The 17287-nt window shown below is 69.4% G+C and carries 15 protein-coding genes; 9 read left to right on the top strand and 6 right to left on the bottom strand.

Features of this window, described 5'->3' with window-relative positions; translation table 11 throughout:
• Positions 1-72: 72 nt before the first annotated feature.
• Together C1I98_RS01665 and C1I98_RS01660 are read left to right on the top strand one after the other, a co-directional pair.
• Positions 73-699: a sigma-70 family RNA polymerase sigma factor gene (locus tag C1I98_RS01665; protein WP_111165298.1), complete on the top strand. Its 627-nt coding sequence runs from the start codon at positions 73-75 to the stop codon at positions 697-699.
• Positions 696-905, top strand: a complete 210-nt coding sequence (locus C1I98_RS01660) for a hypothetical protein (protein ID WP_111165263.1) — start codon at positions 696-698, stop codon at positions 903-905. The genes C1I98_RS01665 and C1I98_RS01660 overlap by 4 nt, the downstream gene beginning before the upstream one ends.
• On the opposite strand, the gene C1I98_RS01655 is transcribed toward C1I98_RS01660, so the two are convergent.
• Both C1I98_RS01655 and C1I98_RS01650 read right to left on the bottom strand, forming a co-directional pair.
• The gene (locus C1I98_RS01655) at positions 866-1240 is read right to left on the bottom strand and encodes a DUF5319 domain-containing protein (RefSeq protein WP_111165262.1); all 375 of its coding nucleotides are present in this window, start codon (positions 1238-1240) and stop codon (positions 866-868) included. The genes C1I98_RS01660 and C1I98_RS01655 overlap by 40 nt on opposite strands.
• A 133-nt stretch (positions 1241-1373) precedes the next feature.
• On the bottom strand, positions 1374-2396 hold the full coding sequence (locus C1I98_RS01650; RefSeq protein ID WP_111165261.1) for a helix-turn-helix transcriptional regulator: 1023 nt from the start codon (positions 2394-2396) through the stop codon (positions 1374-1376).
• 563 nt (positions 2397-2959) lie between these two features.
• On the opposite strand from C1I98_RS01650, the gene guaB reads away from it, so the two are divergent.
• From guaB to C1I98_RS01625, 5 genes are all read left to right on the top strand, one after another.
• Positions 2960-4438 carry an IMP dehydrogenase gene (guaB, locus tag C1I98_RS01645; RefSeq protein WP_111165260.1) on the top strand — a complete coding sequence of 493 codons (1479 nt, stop codon included), beginning with the start codon at positions 2960-2962 and terminating at the stop codon, positions 4436-4438.
• Positions 4439-4473: 35 nt separating this feature from the next.
• Complete coding sequence (locus tag C1I98_RS01640) at positions 4474-5577, top strand: GuaB3 family IMP dehydrogenase-related protein (protein ID WP_111165297.1); 1104 nt, start codon at positions 4474-4476, stop codon at positions 5575-5577.
• A gap of 743 nt (positions 5578-6320) precedes the next feature.
• Positions 6321-11867 (top strand): LamG-like jellyroll fold domain-containing protein, encoded by a 5547-nt coding sequence (locus C1I98_RS01635; protein WP_111165259.1) that lies wholly within the window; start codon positions 6321-6323, stop codon positions 11865-11867.
• Between the two features lie 107 nt (positions 11868-11974).
• Entirely contained in the window at positions 11975-12397 is a 423-nt protein-coding gene (locus C1I98_RS01630) for a hypothetical protein (RefSeq protein WP_146607240.1), read from the top strand.
• Between the two features lie 310 nt (positions 12398-12707).
• The gene (locus C1I98_RS01625) at positions 12708-13154 is read left to right on the top strand and encodes a hypothetical protein (RefSeq protein ID WP_111165257.1); all 447 of its coding nucleotides are present in this window, start codon (positions 12708-12710) and stop codon (positions 13152-13154) included.
• On the opposite strand, the gene C1I98_RS01620 is transcribed toward C1I98_RS01625, so the two are convergent.
• A complete protein-coding gene (locus tag C1I98_RS01620) occupies positions 13114-13359 on the bottom strand; it encodes a DUF397 domain-containing protein (RefSeq protein ID WP_111165296.1) in 246 nt (81 codons plus the stop codon). The two genes, C1I98_RS01625 and C1I98_RS01620, sit on opposite strands and share 41 nt — an antisense overlap.
• On the bottom strand, positions 13344-14162 hold the full coding sequence (locus C1I98_RS01615; protein ID WP_146607239.1) for a helix-turn-helix domain-containing protein: 819 nt from the start codon (positions 14160-14162) through the stop codon (positions 13344-13346). The genes C1I98_RS01620 and C1I98_RS01615 overlap by 16 nt, the downstream gene beginning before the upstream one ends.
• A gap of 158 nt (positions 14163-14320) precedes the next feature.
• Between C1I98_RS01615 and C1I98_RS01610 the strand changes: the two genes are divergently transcribed.
• Entirely contained in the window at positions 14321-14800 is a 480-nt protein-coding gene (locus C1I98_RS01610) for an ATP-binding protein (protein ID WP_111165255.1), read from the top strand.
• A 463-nt stretch (positions 14801-15263) separates the two neighbouring features.
• On the top strand, positions 15264-16046 hold the full coding sequence (locus C1I98_RS01605) for a nuclease-related domain-containing protein (RefSeq protein ID WP_146607238.1): 783 nt from the start codon (positions 15264-15266) through the stop codon (positions 16044-16046).
• Between the two features lie 129 nt (positions 16047-16175).
• Here C1I98_RS01605 and C1I98_RS01600 read toward each other — a convergent pair whose 3' ends face one another.
• Both C1I98_RS01600 and C1I98_RS01595 read right to left on the bottom strand, forming a co-directional pair.
• A complete protein-coding gene (locus tag C1I98_RS01600) occupies positions 16176-17000 on the bottom strand; it encodes a class II fructose-bisphosphate aldolase (RefSeq protein ID WP_111165253.1) in 825 nt (274 codons plus the stop codon).
• Between the two features lie 4 nt (positions 17001-17004).
• The coding region (locus tag C1I98_RS01595) for a PfkB family carbohydrate kinase (protein WP_233506992.1) at positions 17005-17287 on the bottom strand (283 nt) is incomplete at its 5' end.

Below are 17287 nucleotides of genomic sequence, written 5' to 3'. Positions count from 1 at the left end.
GGTCAGCGTCCCGTCAATGTGACCAATCCGTAGCCGTTCGCCATGACGACAGGCCCGATCAGTACGGGCATCATGCCTAACGTGACCGAGGGAAGCGTCGCCGACGCCATAGGTGGGGTAAGGCTTGCGACGAGATCGGATGAGTCCGACCTCAGGGAACTGACGAGCCTGGCCGTTCAGGGGGATCGCAGTGCGATCGAAACACTGCTCGGGCGGTTGCGCCCGATGGTGGTGCGTTATTGCCGTGCACGACTGGGCCGAGTAGCGGGGCAGTATCACATTGCCGATGACGTCGCTCAGGAAGTGTGCATTGCGGTGCTGTCCGCGCTGCCGCGCTACCGCGACATGGGACGGCCGTTCGCGTCCTTCGTCTTCGGCATCGCCTCGCACAAGGTGGCCGACGCGCTCCGGAGTTCGGTGCGCTCGGCCGTACCGACACAGGACCTGCCCGACGGGCCTGACGACGGCCCTGGGCCCGAGGAGACCGTGGTCCGCTACATCGAGGCCGAGCACGCGCGGCGGCTGCTGTCGCGGTTGCCGGACAACCAGCGCGAGCTGATCATTCTGCGCGTGGTCTCCGGACTGTCCGCCGAAGAGACCGGTAATGTACTCGGCATGTCACCAGGTGCGGTTCGGGTCGCCCAGCACCGGGCGCTGGCGCGACTGCGCGCGATGGCCGAGCTGGAGTCGATCGCTTGAGCGCGCTCGACCCCTACTGTCAGGCTCGCTCGCTGCGGCCCGGCGGCGAGGAGTCGGGTGTGGTCGCCGACGACATGATCTGCCGCGAGCTGTCCCGCCGGGAGGCGCCCGCCGACTCGGGTGACCCGGCGGTCCGCCTGCTACAGGCGCTGATCGACGACGTCGATCAGCGCCGCTCCTCGGTGTCGATCACGCCGTCCACGTAGCCCCTGGCGTACTCCCAGCTCACGTAGTCGGTCGGGTTGGGCTGGAAGGCGGGCTCGTGTACCTGCGGGCGGCCGTTGTCGATCATCTGGCGCAGGTTGCCGCGGAGCAGGTCCCAGTCGAAGTAGTGCTGTTCACCGCATTCCGGGCAGTCGAGCACCAGGCCCAGCACGCCCTGCGGCTCCAGCAGCGAGCGGAACACCTCCACGTCGGCGAGGTCGGTGATCGCCTCGTCGCGCTCGGCGGGCGTCAGCGGTTCGCTCTCCGTGAGCCCGCTGAAGGCTCCGGCCGGGTCTTCAGGATCGTCCGCGAACGGGTCGCGGGGGAGATCTTCCACGCATCCCACCTTGTCAACGACTATGGGGAAAGAGCCTATAGTCTGGCTCCCCGTCTTGCTCGGTGTGTGACGCGCCTGATGAAGCACTGTTTGCCGTCGCCGTTCGCGCTCGGTGTTGGGGTCGCCGTGCGCCTCACCGGTCCGCCTCCTTCAGCCATCCTCGCCGCGCGGCCCGCACGCCCGCGTGAAAGCGGGACTGCGCGCCGAGTTCGGTCATCGCGTCGGCGAAGCGTGCCCGTACCGTGCGTACCGAAACCCCCAAATTCCGGGCGATCAGCTCATCGCACATCCCCTGCGCCGCCAGCCGCAGCACCTGCACCACGCCGTCGGCCGAACCGGCCCAGGGCAGCGGCTCGGCCCGCGCCCACAGCTCCTCGAACAGCGAGCGCAGCCCCCCGACCATCACTGAGGCCCGCACGAAGTAGCACTTGTAGCCGTGGTCGGGCGGGTTGCCGCCCCACAGGGCGGGCAGCCCCGCGGTGTCGTGCCCGGCGGTGAAGAACCAGCTCGGCACGCGGTCGAGGGTGCGCGCGCTGCCGCCGCCCGCGGTCAGCTCCTGGAGCTTGCCGGCCAGGCCGGGGACGCTCAGCGACTCCACCGGGACGATCATGCGTAGCGACATGAGCCCGCGCCGCTGCGTATCGACCCACGTGTCGGCATATCTCCTGGCGAAGTCGGCCATCGTGCGATGGTCCGGAATCGCCGCGCAGACGTCGAGCGGGGGCGCGTCCACCGCCATGCCCACCACGCTCTCGAACAGCTCGTCCGCGCCGCTGACCTGCTCCACGGGGAACGGGCCGCTGCGCAGGTCGTGCCCCGCGTCGTAGTCGCGCATCAGCTCTCTGATCGAACTCAGCGCCGAGTCGATCTGCCTGCTCTCGGCCGCCAGCCGGTCCAGCCGGTCGGCGACCAGCCGGCCGAGCGCCGCCGCCGGGTGCCTGGCGAAGTACTCGCCCGAACGCTGGTCGACCACGCCCAGCCGTACCAGGGCGGCGAGCTGCTCGCCCAGCCGCTCCTGCGGGTGGTCCGTCGCCGCGGCCAGCTCGGCGGGTGAGGCGCGGTGCAGCCGGAGGATCGTGGTGTAGAGCACGGCCTGGGCCGGGGTGAGGCCGAGGCCGCCGAGCGGGTCGGGTAGCGTGTGGGAGTCGTTGCGCATCGGCGGGGCTCCTGGGGGACGCGATGTGCCGTGAGGATAACCCGGTCACGGCGCGGTGGTCCTGGGCTTGGGCGGAGTCCGTGCAACCTGGTTGCAACTTTGTGCAGTTGCACGTTCTTTCGTTGCGCAATGACGCGGGGTGACGCAGGCTTGACACAGCGTCGGCATCGCCCGTCGGAGGCGGCCCGCTGACCGGAGACGGAGGGGGATCCGGTGGCAGGCGCTTTCCGCCGGTCGGTGCCGGTGGCGGGGGATCGGGGGAACACCGACCTTTCCGATCTCCCGTCTTCTCGTCTCCGGCCACGTGCCCCCGAGCACGGACCGGGGCCGGTCGTCGCCCGGCCCCGTGCCATGTCGGTGGGTGTCACGACTCGTGGGCCCGTGGCCGGACGGCGGTACGTGGGGATCGTCGTCCGACCTCGGGCCCACGCGCCGCCCCCGGTGCTGGCCCCGCATGTCAACGCTCCATGCGCCCACTAAACTGATCTGGTACCGCTCCACAAGGGCTTCGCCACGGCCGGGGTCCAGCATCATGGGCGCGCCACGGCAGAGGGGTTACCAGCATGGCCAAGTTCACCGAGACCGGGCTCACGTACGATGACGTCCTGCTCGTCCCGGCGTATTCCGACCTGCAGCCCGGCGACGCCGACACCACCACGCGGCTGACCAGGTCACTGAACCTGCGCATCCCGCTGATCTCCGCCGCGATGGACACCGTCACCGAGGCCCGCATGGCGGTGGCGATGGCCCGCCAGGGCGGCATCGGCATTCTGCACCGCAACCTGTCCATCGAGGAGCAGGCCCAGCAGATCGACCTGGTCAAGCGGTCCGAGGCCGGGATGGTCACCAACCCGGTCACCTGCTCGCCCGATGACACCCTGGCCGACGTCGAGCGGCTGTGCGCCCACTACCGCATCTCCGGCGTCCCGGTCACCGATGACAAGGGCGTGCTGGTCGGCATCGTCACCAACCGCGACATGCGCTTCGAGACCGACCAGAGCCGCCCGGTCCGCGATGTGATGACCCCGATGCCGCTGGTGACCGCCCCGGTCGGCGTGTCCCGCGACGAGGCGTTCGAGCTGCTGCGCTCGCACAAGGTGGAGAAGCTGCCGCTGGTCGACGCGGGCGGCCGGCTGCGCGGCCTGATCACGGTGAAGGACTTCACCAAGAGCGAGCAGTACCCCCTGGCCACGAAAGACGTGAACGGCCGGCTGGTGGTCGGCGGCGCGGTGGGCGTCGCGGGCGACGCCGAGAAGCGCGCGATGGCGCTGCTGGAGGCCGGGGCCGACGTGATCGTGGTGGACATCGCGCACGGCCACTCCCAGGGCATGTACGAGATGGTCGCCAAGGTCAAGAAGAACGGCGCGGCCGATGTGATCGCCGGCAACATCGCCACCAGGGCGGGCGCCCAGGCATTGATCGACGCGGGGGCCGACGCGGTCAAGGTCGGCGTCGGGCCGGGCTCGATCTGCACCACCCGGGTGGTCGCCGGCGTCGGCGCGCCGCAGGTCACCGCGATCTACGAGGCGTCGCTGGCCTGCCGCCCCGCCGGGGTCCCGGTGATCGGTGACGGTGGCCTGCAATACTCCGGCGACATCGCCAAGGCCCTCGCGGCCGGGGCCGACACGGTCATGCTGGGCAGCCTGCTCGCCGGGTGCGAGGAGTCGCCGGGCGAGCTGATCTTCATCAACGGCAAGCAGTACAAGTCCTACCGCGGGATGGGCTCGCTGGGCGCGATGCGCAACCGCGAGCGCGGCGGCTCCTACAGCAAGGACCGCTACTCCCAGAGCGACGTCGCCAACGAGAGCCTGCTGATCCCCGAGGGCATCGAGGGCCAGGTGCCCTACCGCGGCCCGGTCGCGGCGGTCGCCCACCAGTTGATCGGCGGGCTGCGTCAGGCGATGTGGTACACCGGGTGCCGCACGGTCCCCGAGATGCACGAGCGGGGCCAGCTCATGCCCATCACCGCGGCCGGCCTGACCGAGAGCCACCCGCACGACATCCAGATGACGGTCGAGGCGCCCAACTACCACGGCCGCTAGCAGTTCCGGCCAGGAAGAAGCACAGCATGACTCAGGTGGAGATCGGCAGAGGCAAGAGCGCGCGGCGTGGCTACGCGCTCGACGAGATCGGCATCGTGCCGTCCCGCCGCACCCGCGACCCCGAAGAGGTCTCGATCGCCTGGCAGATCGACGCCTACCGGTTCGAGCTGCCCGTCGTGGTGAGCCCGATGGACAGCGTCGTGTCCCCCAAGATCGCGATCGACGTGGGGCGGCTGGGCGGGCTTGCCGTACTCGACCTCGAAGGGCTGTGGACCCGCTTCGACGACCCCGAGCCGCTGCTCGCCGAGGTCGCCGAGATGGAGGGCGAGGCGGCGACGCGGCGGCTCCAGGAGATCTACTCCGCGCCGATCAGCGACGAGCTGATCGGGCGGCGCGTCGAGGAGATCCGCGCCGCGGGCGTGATCGCCGCGGGCCGGCTGTCACCCCAGCGCACCGCCCAGCACCACAAGGCGGTGATCGACGCCGGGGTCGACATCTTCGTCATCCGTGGCACCACCGTGTCGGCCGAGCACGTCTCCGGGCAGGCCGAGCCGCTCAACCTGAAGCAGTTCATCTACGAGCTGGACGTACCGGTGATCGTCGGCGGCTGCGCGACCTACACGGCGGCGCTGCACCTGATGCGCACCGGCGCGGCCGGCGTGCTCGTCGGCTTCGGCGGCGGCGCGGGCCACACCACCCGCACGGTGCTCGGCGTGGCCGTGCCGATGGCCACCGCCATCTCCGACGTGGCCGCCGCCCGCCGCGACTACATGGACGAGTCGGGCGGCCGGTACGTTCATGTCATCGCCGACGGCGGCATGGGCACCTCGGGTGACATCGCCAAGGCCATCGCCTGCGGGGCCGACGCCGTCATGGTCGGTTCACCGCTCGCCCGGGCCGCCGAGGCCCCCGGCCGGGGCCACCACTGGGGCTCGGAGGCCCACCACCCCGACCTGCCCCGCGGCAGGCGCGTGACCTTCGGCACGGTCGGCACTCTGGAGCAGATCCTGCACGGCCCCTCCACGGTGGCCGACGGCTCGATGAATTTGATGGGCGCACTGCGCCGCACCATGGCCACCGCCGGTTTCTCCGACATCAAGGAGTTCCAGCGGGTAGAGGTCGTCGTCGCCCCCCGCTGATCGACCACTCCGGCCACACGCCGACGCCGGTCCTGCGCCGGCTCTGACGGGTGTGGCCGGATCTCTCACCCGGACGCCAAGCCGCCCGGTGCTGACCGTGGCGATGGACCGCCCGCCGCGCGAGCGGCCGGTCGCCAAGGCGCATATGGCCTGTGGGCAGGGGCGAAGGGCACTGCCCAGGGCGCTCACCGCGCGCGACGGCACGGCAAGGTCCCCGGCCACGCACTTATGAGTGGTACTTCCGGGCGTGATAGGACCGCCTGACCCGCCGTTCACCGCCGCGAGTCGGCGGTATCCGGTGCCATGCCTTGAATGCGGGCGACCCGAGGCCCAGGCCGGGTGCGGCATCAAGGCCACCATCCCCGCGAGGTAGTCCAGGGGCCCCCGCCTTCGGCCCGGTGCTCGACCGGTTACGCCACGCTGTGGAGCGAGGTATCGCCCGGCTCGACCAGCATCGTGCCGTCGCCATCGGATGCGACGAACTCCCTGTTCACGATGCCTCTGCTCACCTTCGATCATGCGCTGAGCCGCAAGTGGATCACTTCACGTAATGACGGAGGATCCCGTTCCCGTTACTCGAAACGATCTTTACTTTTCTACCTTCCTTATGTGATGATCGGCCCACTTTCATACATCTGTTCGAAAGGTTGTGCATGAACAAGCGCCGATTAGCGTCCCGCCGACCTCGCCGGACGCGCCGCCCCGCCGCCCTGATCACGGCTCTGACGCTGCCGCTCTCCCTGATGAGCGCGCCCGCCATCGCCCAGGAAACCAAACCGCCCCCCGCCTCGACTTCCACACCAGCAGGCGCCACGCAGGACCCCGCGCTCGAAAGCGCCTGGGACAAAGCCGCCAAGACCGGCAAACCCATCGAAGTCCCCGCCCAGTTCACCGAGACCATGAAGGTCTGGGCCGACCCCGACGGCAAGAAGCTCAAAGCCGAGCTGCACACCCGCCCCATCCAGCTCAAGAACAAGGCCAGCGGCGCCTGGGAACCCATCGACACCCGCATCGTCACCCGCGACGGCAAGCTCCAGGCCGCCCGCGTCAAGACCCCGCTGACCTTCGGCGGCCGAGGCGCCAAGCACCTGGTGTCCGCGACCGGCGAGCACGGCGGTACCGGCCTGGGCGTGACCCGTGCGCTGCCCGAGCCGAAGATCTCCGGCAACGCCGTCACCTACCCCGACGCCATCGCCCCCGGGGCCGACCTGGTGGTGCAGGCCCAGGCCGACGGCTTCGTCTCCCAGGTGGTCTTCCGGCGCAAGCCGGCCGGCCCGGTCACCGTACGCCTGCCGCTCACCCTGCCCGAGGGCACCGAATTCGGTGAGACGTCCCAAGGGCTGCCGCAGCTCAAGGACGCCAAGGGCAGGGCCAAGGCCGCGCCCGTCGTGCTGACCGCGACGGACGCCAAGGTGGAGGCCGCCCCCGGCGAGGGCAGGACCTCCCCGGTCAAGGCCCGGGTGGAGACCTCCGGCAAGACCTCGGAGCTGGTGTTCTCCCCGGACGCGAAGTTCCTGGCCGACCCGGCGGTGGCCTACCCGGTGACCATCGCCGCCGCCTCCGAATGGTTCGGCGGCGGCGCCCCCGAGGACGCCTGGGTCAGCAAGAACGACCCTTACAACAACAACGCGGCGGCCGGGTACCTTCGCGCGGGCACCACCTCGACCAGCGCGGACATCGCCCGCGTCTACATGAAGTTCGACACCACGGACCCTGTGCTGAAGGGCGCCACCGTCGTTCAGGCCGACCTGAGGATGTGGAACTACAAGTCCGGCGGGCCCAACGGCCAGTTGTGCGGCGACCCGCTGGGCGCGGGCATCGTGGCCGCGCGCGTCACCGGCCCGTGGACCCTGGACGGGACGGCCGACAGCCTGGACTGGACCAACCAGCCCTCGGCCACCGGCACCGAAGGGCTGAACCGGGCCGGCTACAACTACGACGCCGACCCCGCCACCTGGTGCGCCAAGGACGACGAACTCTTCTACCGGGTCACCGGCATGGCCCGCGCCTGGATCGAGCAGGGCGTGCCCAACCACGGCATGGTGCTGCGGGCCGCCAGCGAGACCGCGGCGATCAACTGGCGTCAGTACTACTCCAGCCAGTTCGGCGGCGGCCAGCCTTATCCCGGCTACCGCCACCCGCCCGCCCTCATGATCGAGTACATCCCGAGCGTCAAGGAGCACCAGATCGTGCTCCGCACGTACCCGGGCGACCAGGAGCCGCCCGCGGCGTCGTACGCCGACGACCAGGCATGGGTGGCCGCGGGCAACGTCCACTACGACGAGCTTCCCCCGTCGCGCGTCATGACCGACGACGAGGCGCTGGCCAACGCCGTGGCCGGCAACAGCTCGGCGCAGACCTCCCTGACCGAGGCCTACTATCCGGAAGGGCTCACCGACGAGGAACTGATCGAGGGGATCGACACGGATCCCGAGGCGCCGCCGGAAGAGCCCGAGCCCGACATCAACCCACTCCCCGAGGACGACACAACGCCCCCCACGGTGACGGAGACCAGCCCGGCGAGCGGCCAGGTCGGGGTCCCCACCACGACGTCGGTCGTGGCGGTCTTCAGCGAGTACGTCACCGACGCCGCCGTCACCGTCAAGAACCCGCAAGGGGCGCAGGTCGCGGGGAACGCCGTCCTGGACGCCTCCCACAAGGTGCTGACCTTCACCCCGGACGCGGCGCTGGCCGGCGACACGGCCTACACCGTCGAGGTGAGCGGCGCCAAGGACATCGCGGAGAACGTGATGACCCCCCGGACGTGGTCCTTCACCACCGCCGCGCCGGACACCGCCCCGCCGGTCGTGTCGGGGACGAGCCCGGCCGCGAACGCCACCGGAGTGCCGGTCGACGCACCGGTGCGGGCGACCTTCGGCGAGAAGGTGTCGGACGCGCAGATCACCGTCAAGAACGCCCAGGGCGCCGCAGTCGCCGGCACGTCCGCGATGGACGCCGAGGGCAAGGTGCTGACCTTCACCCCGCAGCAGCGGCTGGCCGGCACCACCGTGTTCACGGCCGAGGTGAGCGGGGCCAAGGACACCTCGGGCAACGTCATGGCCGCGCCGCACATCTGGTCGTTCACCACGGCCGCGGACGCGCCGCAGCCGATCCCGGGGCTGGTGGCCGCCTACGGCATGAACGAGGGCTCGGGCACGAACGTGGCCGACGCCTCCGGGAAGAACAACACCGGCACCGGCAGCGCCACGACCTGGGCGAACGGCAAGTACGGCAAAGCGCTGTCGTTCAACGGCTCCTCAAGCTGGGTCACCGTCCAGGACGCCGCCTCGCTACGGCTGACGACCGGGATGACGCTCTCGGCCTGGGTCAACCCGGCCACCGTGTCCTCCTGGAGCCCCATCTTGGGCAAGGAACTGAGCGAGGAGGCGCTCTCCTACACCCTGTACGCCTCCAACAGCACGGTCCCCTCCGGCTGGGTGCAGACCGATCCGGAGACCCCCACGACCGTCGACGGGGCCTCACCCTTGCCGGTCAGCACCTGGAGCCACGTAGCGCTCACCTACGACGGAGCCGCGCTGCGGTTGTTCGTCAACGGACAGCAGGCCGGCCAGACCGCGTTGGCCGGCAGCCTGTACGACGACGGCAGCCCGCTGCGGATCGGCGGCAACGCCGCCTGGGGCGAGTTCTTCGCCGGCCTGATCGACGAGGTACGCGTCTATGACCGCGCCCAGAGCGCGACCGAGATCCAGACCGACATGAACACCCCCGTCGGCCGGCCGCCGGTACAGGACACCCAGGCGCCGAGCGCACCCGGCTCGCTCACCGCGACGGGCGGCGCCGGCACCGCGCAACTCACCTGGACGGCCTCGACGGACAACGTGGGCGTGACCGGCTACTCGATCCACCGCTCCACGACGCCGCAGTTCACCCCGTCGGCCGCGAACGCCGTCGGCTCCTCGACGGCCACCACGTTCACCGACGCCGGCCTCGCCGCCGCAACCTACCACTACCGGGTCCGGGCCTTCGACGCGGCCGGCAACCTCAGCCCGTCATCGAACGAGGCCGCGGCCACCGTCACGGACCCACCGGCCAACCCGGGCCTGGTGGCCGCCTACGGCATGGAAGAGGGCGCGGGCACCATCGTCGGCGACTCCTCCGGCAAGAACAACATCGGCACGGCCACCGACACCACCTGGGCGGCGGCCGGCAGGCACGGCAAGGCCCTGTCCTTCAACGGCTCCACCAGCTGGGTCACCGTCCCGCACGCCCAGTCGCTGCGCATGACCGACACACTGACGGTGTCGGCCTGGGTACGGCCCACCGCGTCGGGCGGCTACCGCACCGTGCTGATGAAGGAGAACATCACGGACGGCTCCTACACCCTCTACTCCGACTCCGGCGGTTCCCTGCCCATGGGCTCGGTGGAACTCGCCGACGCGCCCCGCGGGGTGCGGGGCGAGGACCCGCTGCCGCTGAACCAGTGGAGCCACCTGGCCCTCACCTACAACGGCAACGTCGCCTACCTGTACGTCAACGGCGTGCAGGCCGACGCCTACCCGATCACCGGCGAACTCGTCGACGACGCCGGTGACCTGCGCCTGGGCGGCAACGCCGTCTGGGACGACGAGTACTTCAGCGGCCTGATCGACGAGGTACGCGTCTACAACCGGGCCCAGACCGCCGCCGAGATCCAGGCCGACATGAACAAGCCGGTCGGTGCCGCCGCGCCCGCGCGGCAACAGCGCGTGGACATCACCACGAACTCGGCACCCGAGATCGCCAGGCTGACCGTGGACGATGCCCGCACCGCGGACGGCGTCGCCGTCACCTCCACCCTCACCCCCCGCCTGACCACCTGGCTGCCCGCCAGGCGCGACGGCGAGGCGAAGGTGGACGTCGAAGTCGCCCGTGCCCCTGCTGCCAAAACCGGCGCCAAGACCGGCAAGGCGGACAAGCCGGGCGCGGACCGGCGGCCGATCTGGTCCGGCCAGGCCACCGCCGGACCCGGCGACGCGCAGGCCACACTGCGGGTGCCCAAGGACCGGCTGCGGGCGGGCTCAGAGGTGCGCTGGCGGGCCCGGGTCACCACCGGCGGCGTCACAGGCGACTGGACCGGCTGGCAGACCATCATGGTCGACCGGAACCCCAAGGTCACGGCGCGCCCCGCCGCCGACCCTCCGACCACCCCCGATGACCTCAAGACCACCCTGCCCACCGGGGCGGAGCAACCGAAGTGGGCGACCCCCCAGGACTGTTACCGGGAGGCCGGGCGCGCGTCCTCCGGCGGCGTCTACACCCTCAACCGCTTCTCACACTGCCGCCTGACCAGGTTCGTGGTGAACGTCTGGGAGGGGACGCCGGGCAGTTCCTCGGCGGTGCTCAGGGGACAGTTGCACGGCTTCCAGATGATGCACACCGGTACCCGTGTCTCCCAGCGGATCTTCCAAGTGGACAAGAGGATCTCGCTGCTCCCCGACAAGAGCTGGGGCTACCAGCCCAAGAGGGTGGCGTTCGGCTCGGAGGTGCTGACCACGGTGCCGGCCGACCAGAACCCGACCCGCTGCTACGACAAATCGGATTCCGGCATGCTCGGCATGCACACCGTCGCCCAGTGGGCCACGGCGTCGTCGCAGCAACCCGGCTGGCACATGACGGAGACTTACTCCGACCCGTACCGGGAGGGCTTCCACAAGCTGGGCAGGTGCACGGTCAATAGCTACGTGCACGGCGAGAGCCCCTTCGACAAGGGACCACGGGAGTTCAGCAGCACGGTCGGCCTCCCCTCCTTCGTCCGCTGCGACGCCTCGCCGACGATCGGCTGGCACAACAAGAACGGCGGCGGCTGCGTGCACATGAACGCCGTCACGAAGATGGTCATGCGGCTGGACGACGTCAACCCGCGGGGAGTCCACTTCAACGACATCTACTTCCACGTCTCAAGGGCCTTCTACGATCCGGACCAGACCTACCCTCTGGCCGGCGGGAAGTCATTCCCCGACACCGAGAACGAACGCAAGAACATTCCCGGGAACAGCATCGCGTCAAGGCTGACCCGGGCGGCGTTCAAGGCCACGAGGGAGGCGAACTACAAGGCGACAGCCCGTGTCTGCAAGAATGAGGTCCCGGTCGAGGATCAGAACAAGAAGAGCTGCGACGAGTTCCCCTTCGAGTCGACCTATCAAGGGGCGGCACGCGCGAATCCTGACCACAACTTCTCCGTCGCCAGGATCAACAAGACCATGAACTTTCAGCACGGCAACGTGCTGAAGGCCTGGTACTGGAACAACCGGATCATCAACAAGGACGGTTTCTACATCGAGCTCCCGTAGCGCCGTAGCCGTCCGATGAGGTGGGATGGGGTCACCGCGCTCGCGCGGTGACCCCATCCCGACATCGCCACCACCCTCGAACCGCGGAGGCAGGCAGCATGGCCGCATTGATCAGTGAATTACTGGACGACGACCCGACTCATGGCCTCGCCGGCGTGGTGGACACCGCAGCCCAGGAATCCCCTGACGAGTACGCCATCGAGCCGGGAGGATGGGCCGCGGCCAGGGACAACTGGATCGTCATCGACGAGCCGATCGAACAGGGCTGCCTCGTCAGGTACGAGTTGTGGGACGGCGAGCCGGCGGCGCACCCGCCCGGGGCATCGACCTGGCAGGGGACCGTCTATCTGGAGTCCGGGATCATCCAGCCCGAGGCCATCGACGGCACCTATCTGGCCGACAGCAAGTTCGATCTCGGTCGGCCCGGCCGACGGTGGAACGTCCGCGTCCACCGCGAGCGGCTCGGCCACGGGGCGTTCCCGCCGGAGGTCGTCCAGCGGACGTTGATCACCCTGCAGTTCTGGCCGTGAGAGGCCGAGCGCGGCGGCCGAGGGCCTGAAGGAGCCGGGGTCGGCGACGAGCGGCCCAAGAACATCCCAGGCGGTAGCTGGAACAAGTTGCCAGAGTGTAACGGCGTCTCCAAAAAGGAACTCGACCCGTCGGATCGACCCTGCAAGGGGTGGTACGTGTCAACCCTCCGCACAATTTCTCGGTCGCCTGGATAGACGGCACCGAGAATACTGGGTCGATCTCCAGTGGCCTCATAGGATTGGCCGGGCCGCGCTGGGCGGTCCGGCCAAGCCGCACTCCCGCCTGTGACGTATTGGAATATCCTCAGCCATGGCCGGTATTATCGCCGAACTTCTCGACCCGAACGAGATATCGAAGTATCTGCACGGTGTCTCGGACGCCGAGGAGACGTGGGCTCTCTACGACATCAGCGGCGATCCGGCGGAGTGGATCACGACCGGCGAGAACGGGATCGTGATCAACGAGCGCCGGAGCGAGAGGTGCCTGATCAAGTACGAACTCTGGGACGACACGCCCCCGCTCCTCGCCTCCTGGGACAGGAACTGGACCGGAAGCGTGCGCTTCACGACGGGGCGAGTGCCCGCGATCAGCGGAGCCTCGGGCGGGACGTCCTACGGCGAGGAATTCGACCTCGGCCGGCCGGACGGCGACTGGAATGCCAGGGTCTACCGTAAATCCCTCGGGCATGAAGAATTCACTCCGGACCTGGTCAGCTTCACTCTGTTGAAGGTTCAGTTCTGGGCCGCATCGCCGTAGGCCCCACGCCGTCGTTGACCCGGTGGAGGAACGCGGTCCACTCGGCTGGGGTGCAGGTGAGGGTGGGGCCGGTGGGGTCTTTGCTGTCGCGTAGGGCGATGAGGCCGGGGAGGTTGGTGGCCACCTCTACACAGTCACCCCCGTTGTCGGAGGAGCGGGTGCTTTTCCGCCATATCGCTCCATCAAGGCCTACTTGCTGGTCCACGAGTCCCGCCACCTCTTGATCACTTGTTGTGATTCGCTAACGCGAAGAGCGCCCGCCCTAAGTTTGTCATATCTACGCAGAATGATGGATACCAGCTCAGGGTCTGATGTCACTTCTGCCTGCGCCGCTGAATCTATGTAAACCGTGGTCGGCTGGTCGTCGATCTCCGCGATCATGAAGCCTCCGGCCAGCCCTGCGGTGGTCTCCGGGTCGGCGGGCAGCACTTGGATGTGCACCCTGGAGCGTCCTGAAAGCGTTAGCAGGTGGTCGAGCTGTCTCGCCATCACTTCCGGGGGGCCGACCTGGCGCTGGAGTGCCCATTCGTCAACCAGTACCCACAGCGTAGGCGGCTTCTCGCGCCCCAGGATGGTCTGTCGGGCCAACCTCGCACGTACGTGATCTTCGACTTCTTCCTCCTCGACAATGCCGAGTGTGAACATCGCGCGGGCGTACTCCTCGGTCTGGAGCAGCCCAGGGATCATCAGCGGAACCCAGGAGCGAAGGGTGCGCGCCTCGGGTTCGATCTCGTCGGCCCAGTGCGCGTACCACTGAGCTCCGCTGAAAGCGTTGTTCATCCGCTTCCAAAGCTTGACGAAGCGCTCATCCAGGCCAAATGCCTCATCGCACTTCTCCGCGAACCTGAGCTGCGGATTTCTGGTACCTCGCTCGATGGCCCCCACGAGGCTGTGGCCGCAGTTGAGGCGGCTGGCCAGTGCCCGATGCGTCCACTGCTTGGCGGTTCGGCACTTCCGCAGCTCTTGCCGGAATTGATCCTTTGGGGAGGTATTCTTTTCCTTGGCCATAGGCGGCTCCTCGAGGGCCGGACGCAAGAAGCTCACATCTGGGCACACCAGTTGGAGCCACCTGACGTTCTGTGTCGGACGATATTCGGATCGGCCGAGTCGTTGCTACGGCAATGTATGAGACACGATTCTTCGCCACTACGCAAGGGTGACGTCAAATGACGGCTATCCAAATTAGTGCAACCATCGCGAGTCGCCGCGATTCACTTACCCTCGTCGCGCTCCCCAATTCCGCGTACCTCGCGCGCGCATATTCGGCGGCGACTATTCGCGGATGGGGACTCGTGGACGAGGAGTTCGTGGACAACGCCCGGTCAGTGGTGAGCGAACTGGTCACCAACGCCATCGAGGCCGCCGGCCTTTCCGAAAAGCAGCCGAAGCTGAGTGCCCTGCTCGCCGGGGAGTCCCTGATCCGCCTCGTCCTGGAAGTGCCTGCCGACATCGACGCCCTGGTCATCGAGGTATGGGACGCCCACCCGCACGCCCCCGAGCCACGCGGAGAGGTCGCCTTCGATTCCCTCAGCGGCAGGGGCCTCGCCCTCGTCGATGCCCTGGCGGCGAGCTGGGGATACCGCTTCCCAAAGGACGCGCCCCCACCTTGGACAAAGGTGGTCTACGCGCTCATGCCCCTTCCCTAGTACCGTGCTGGTCGCCCCGAACCAGTGCGGGGTGCGCGTGTCGAACTCCGCGGGCTTGGCCGGAGCCTTCCGTTGAGTACGTAGACCCAGTCGTATCCCTCGTGGGGTGTCGTCGCTGCCGCCCATTGGCGCAGTTCGTCGGCGGTCTCGGCGAAGTCCCGCCACCCCTGAAGCCGCTGGATCTCCCCGTCATGCGCGTCGCACGAGTGTGGGCCAGGGCGTGAGCGGCCCGCTCGCCGGGCGGCTGGTCAGCCACCGCGCCACCCGGATCAGCACGACGTCGGGCACTTCGGCCTCCAGCGCGGCGGTGATCCGGTGAGCACGCCGACAACATCCTGAGCGCCTTGCCCGAGCCGCCGGCTTCTATGGATTCGCCCCCTTTTGTCGGTGACCACACGTACGCTCTGTGTAGCTCCTCCGCACGCGCATTCCCCCGGTATCTGCTCGCTTGGAGGTCCTTCCGATGGCTTCGGCGTCCCCCGTTCCCCCGGCGGCTCCATCGCCGCGTCCTCGGTCGTCTGGTGCCGGCGCGTCCGCGTACGCCCGCTACCGCGCCGAACTCGCCGCAGGCCGCACCCGGCGGCTGGTGATCCGCGGCGCCGTGATGGCCGTCGCCGGCGTCGCGGGCTGGATCGTGATCGGCTTCGAGGGCGGCCTGCTGTTCGCGGTCGTCGCCGGAGCGGCCGACACGGTGTATCAGTGGCGCAGGCATGAGGCGGTCCGTACCTGGCGTCGCGGTGCGCAGGGTGAGCGGCGGACCGCACGCCGGCTCCGCCGTCTGGAGGCCGCCGGATACCTGGTGCTCCACGACCGCGCACTGCCGACCGGCCGCGCCAACCTCGACCATCTGGCCATCGGCCCGTCCGGCGTCTACGTGATCGACAGCAAGGCGTGGTCCCGCGACCGGCGCATCACCCGCCGCGGCCGATACGTCAACGTCGGCCGCCGCTGGGGCTCCGATGAGGTCAAGTCGGTACGGTACGAGACCCGCTCGGTGGCCGCCGCGCTCAGCGGCCGGCTGAACACGCCGGTGGAGGTCACGCCGGTGCTGGCGGTACACGGCCCGCATGTGCCGCTGCGCGGCCTGAGCGTGGACGGTGTGCGCATGTTGCGCGCGTCGATGGTCGCGGGCTGGGTCTTACGCCGCCCGGCGCGGCACTCCCCGGCCGACGTCGCACGGCTGGAGGCGGCGGCGGCCGAACTGTTCCCCGCGTACACCGAAACCGAGCATCCCCGCAGCCGGTGACGCTGGTCGGCACGGGTCGAGTGGGTCGCTCCAGACGCCGTCCTTGCCGCAAAGTCGTATCGTCGCTCGCGCGCCCCGATGTGATCGGCCACCGGCTCTATGAACGCCGACGAAGGCCCGGGGAGGAGGTCAAAGAGTCAGAACCGTCAGCAGATGGGCGACCTCTTGGGATACCGCGTCGCGGGCTGTGGCGAGGTATTTGCGGGGGTCCACGAGGTTCGGGTCGGCGGTCAGGCGGTCGCGCAGGGCGGTGGTGAACGCCTTGTTGAGGTGGGTGGCGATGTTGATCTTCTGCATGCCGTGCCGGACGGCGGCGCGCAGGGTCTCCTCGGGGACGCCGGAGGAGCCGTGCAGGACGAGGGGCACGGGGACGGTCGCGTGCAGGTCGGCGATCAGGGCGAGGTCCAGCGTGGCGTCCCTGGTGGTCATCGCGTGCGACGTACCCACGGCGACGGCCAGCGCGTCCACGCCGGTGTCGGCGACGTAGCGGACGGCCTCGTCCGGGCGGGTGCGCGCGCCCGGCGCGTGTACGCCGTCCTTGCCGCCGACCTCGCCCAGCTCGGCCTCCACCCACACGCCGCGCTCGTGGCACCACGCGGTCACCTCGGCGGTACGGCGTACGTTCTCCGCGTCGGGCAGCGCGCTCGCGTCGTACATCACCGACCCGACGCCGAGTCCGACGGCCTCCTCGACCAGCGCGCGGTCCGTGGCGTGGTCCAGGTGTACGGCGACGGGTACGGCGGCGGCCCGCGCCACGGCCAGCGAGGCGAGCGCGATGGGGGCGAGCGCGCCGTGGTAGCGCACGCAGTTCTCGCTGATCTGGAGTACGACCCCGGCCCCGGCCCGCTCGGCGCCGGCCACGATGGCCTCGGCGTGCTCAAGCTGGATCACGTTGAACGCCCCGACTCCGCCCACGCTCGCGCGGACGATGTCCCCGGTGCTGACCAAAGGCAAGGTGTCACTCCTCTTCCTGGACGTCTATGCGATGGCGAATGCTCTGAAAGAGGGTGACGTCGAAGTCGCCGGCGACGGGCGCGGCCACGGCGGCGGCTCCCAGCGCGGCGGCGGTACGGAGGCGGTCGGGCCAGGGGACGCCGGTGACCAGGCCCTGGGCGAGCCCGGCCACCACGGCGTCACCCGCGCCGGTCGGGTTGCCCGCCACCGGGTACGGCATGCGCACCCGCCACGTACCCTCCGCCGTGACCGCCACCAGCCCGTCCGCCCCGAGCGACACCACCACC

Origin of the sequence: Spongiactinospora gelatinilytica (assembly GCF_003236385.1) — a bacterium.
GTDB lineage: Bacteria > Actinomycetota > Actinomycetes > Streptosporangiales > Streptosporangiaceae > Spongiactinospora > Spongiactinospora gelatinilytica.
Note: the sequence above shows the minus strand (reverse complement) of the source record. Positions and strands in the feature narration are given on the sequence as shown.

Coding starts and splice junctions, on each gene's coding strand:
- C1I98_RS01665 (WP_111165298.1), top strand. CDS start 73: ATGCCTAACGTGACCGAGGGAAGCGTCGCCGACGCCATAGGTGGGGTA.
- C1I98_RS01650 (WP_111165261.1), bottom strand. CDS start 2,396: ATGCGCAACGACTCCCACACGCTACCCGACCCGCTCGGCGGCCTCGGC.
- guaB (WP_111165260.1), top strand. CDS start 2,960: ATGGCCAAGTTCACCGAGACCGGGCTCACGTACGATGACGTCCTGCTC.
- C1I98_RS01635 (WP_111165259.1), top strand. CDS start 6,321: ATGAGCGCGCCCGCCATCGCCCAGGAAACCAAACCGCCCCCCGCCTCG.
- C1I98_RS01625 (WP_111165257.1), top strand. CDS start 12,708: ATGGCCGGTATTATCGCCGAACTTCTCGACCCGAACGAGATATCGAAG.
- C1I98_RS01615 (WP_146607239.1), bottom strand. CDS start 14,162: ATGGCCAAGGAAAAGAATACCTCCCCAAAGGATCAATTCCGGCAAGAG.
- C1I98_RS01610 (WP_111165255.1), top strand. CDS start 14,321: ATGACGGCTATCCAAATTAGTGCAACCATCGCGAGTCGCCGCGATTCA.
- C1I98_RS01605 (WP_146607238.1), top strand. CDS start 15,264: ATGGCTTCGGCGTCCCCCGTTCCCCCGGCGGCTCCATCGCCGCGTCCT.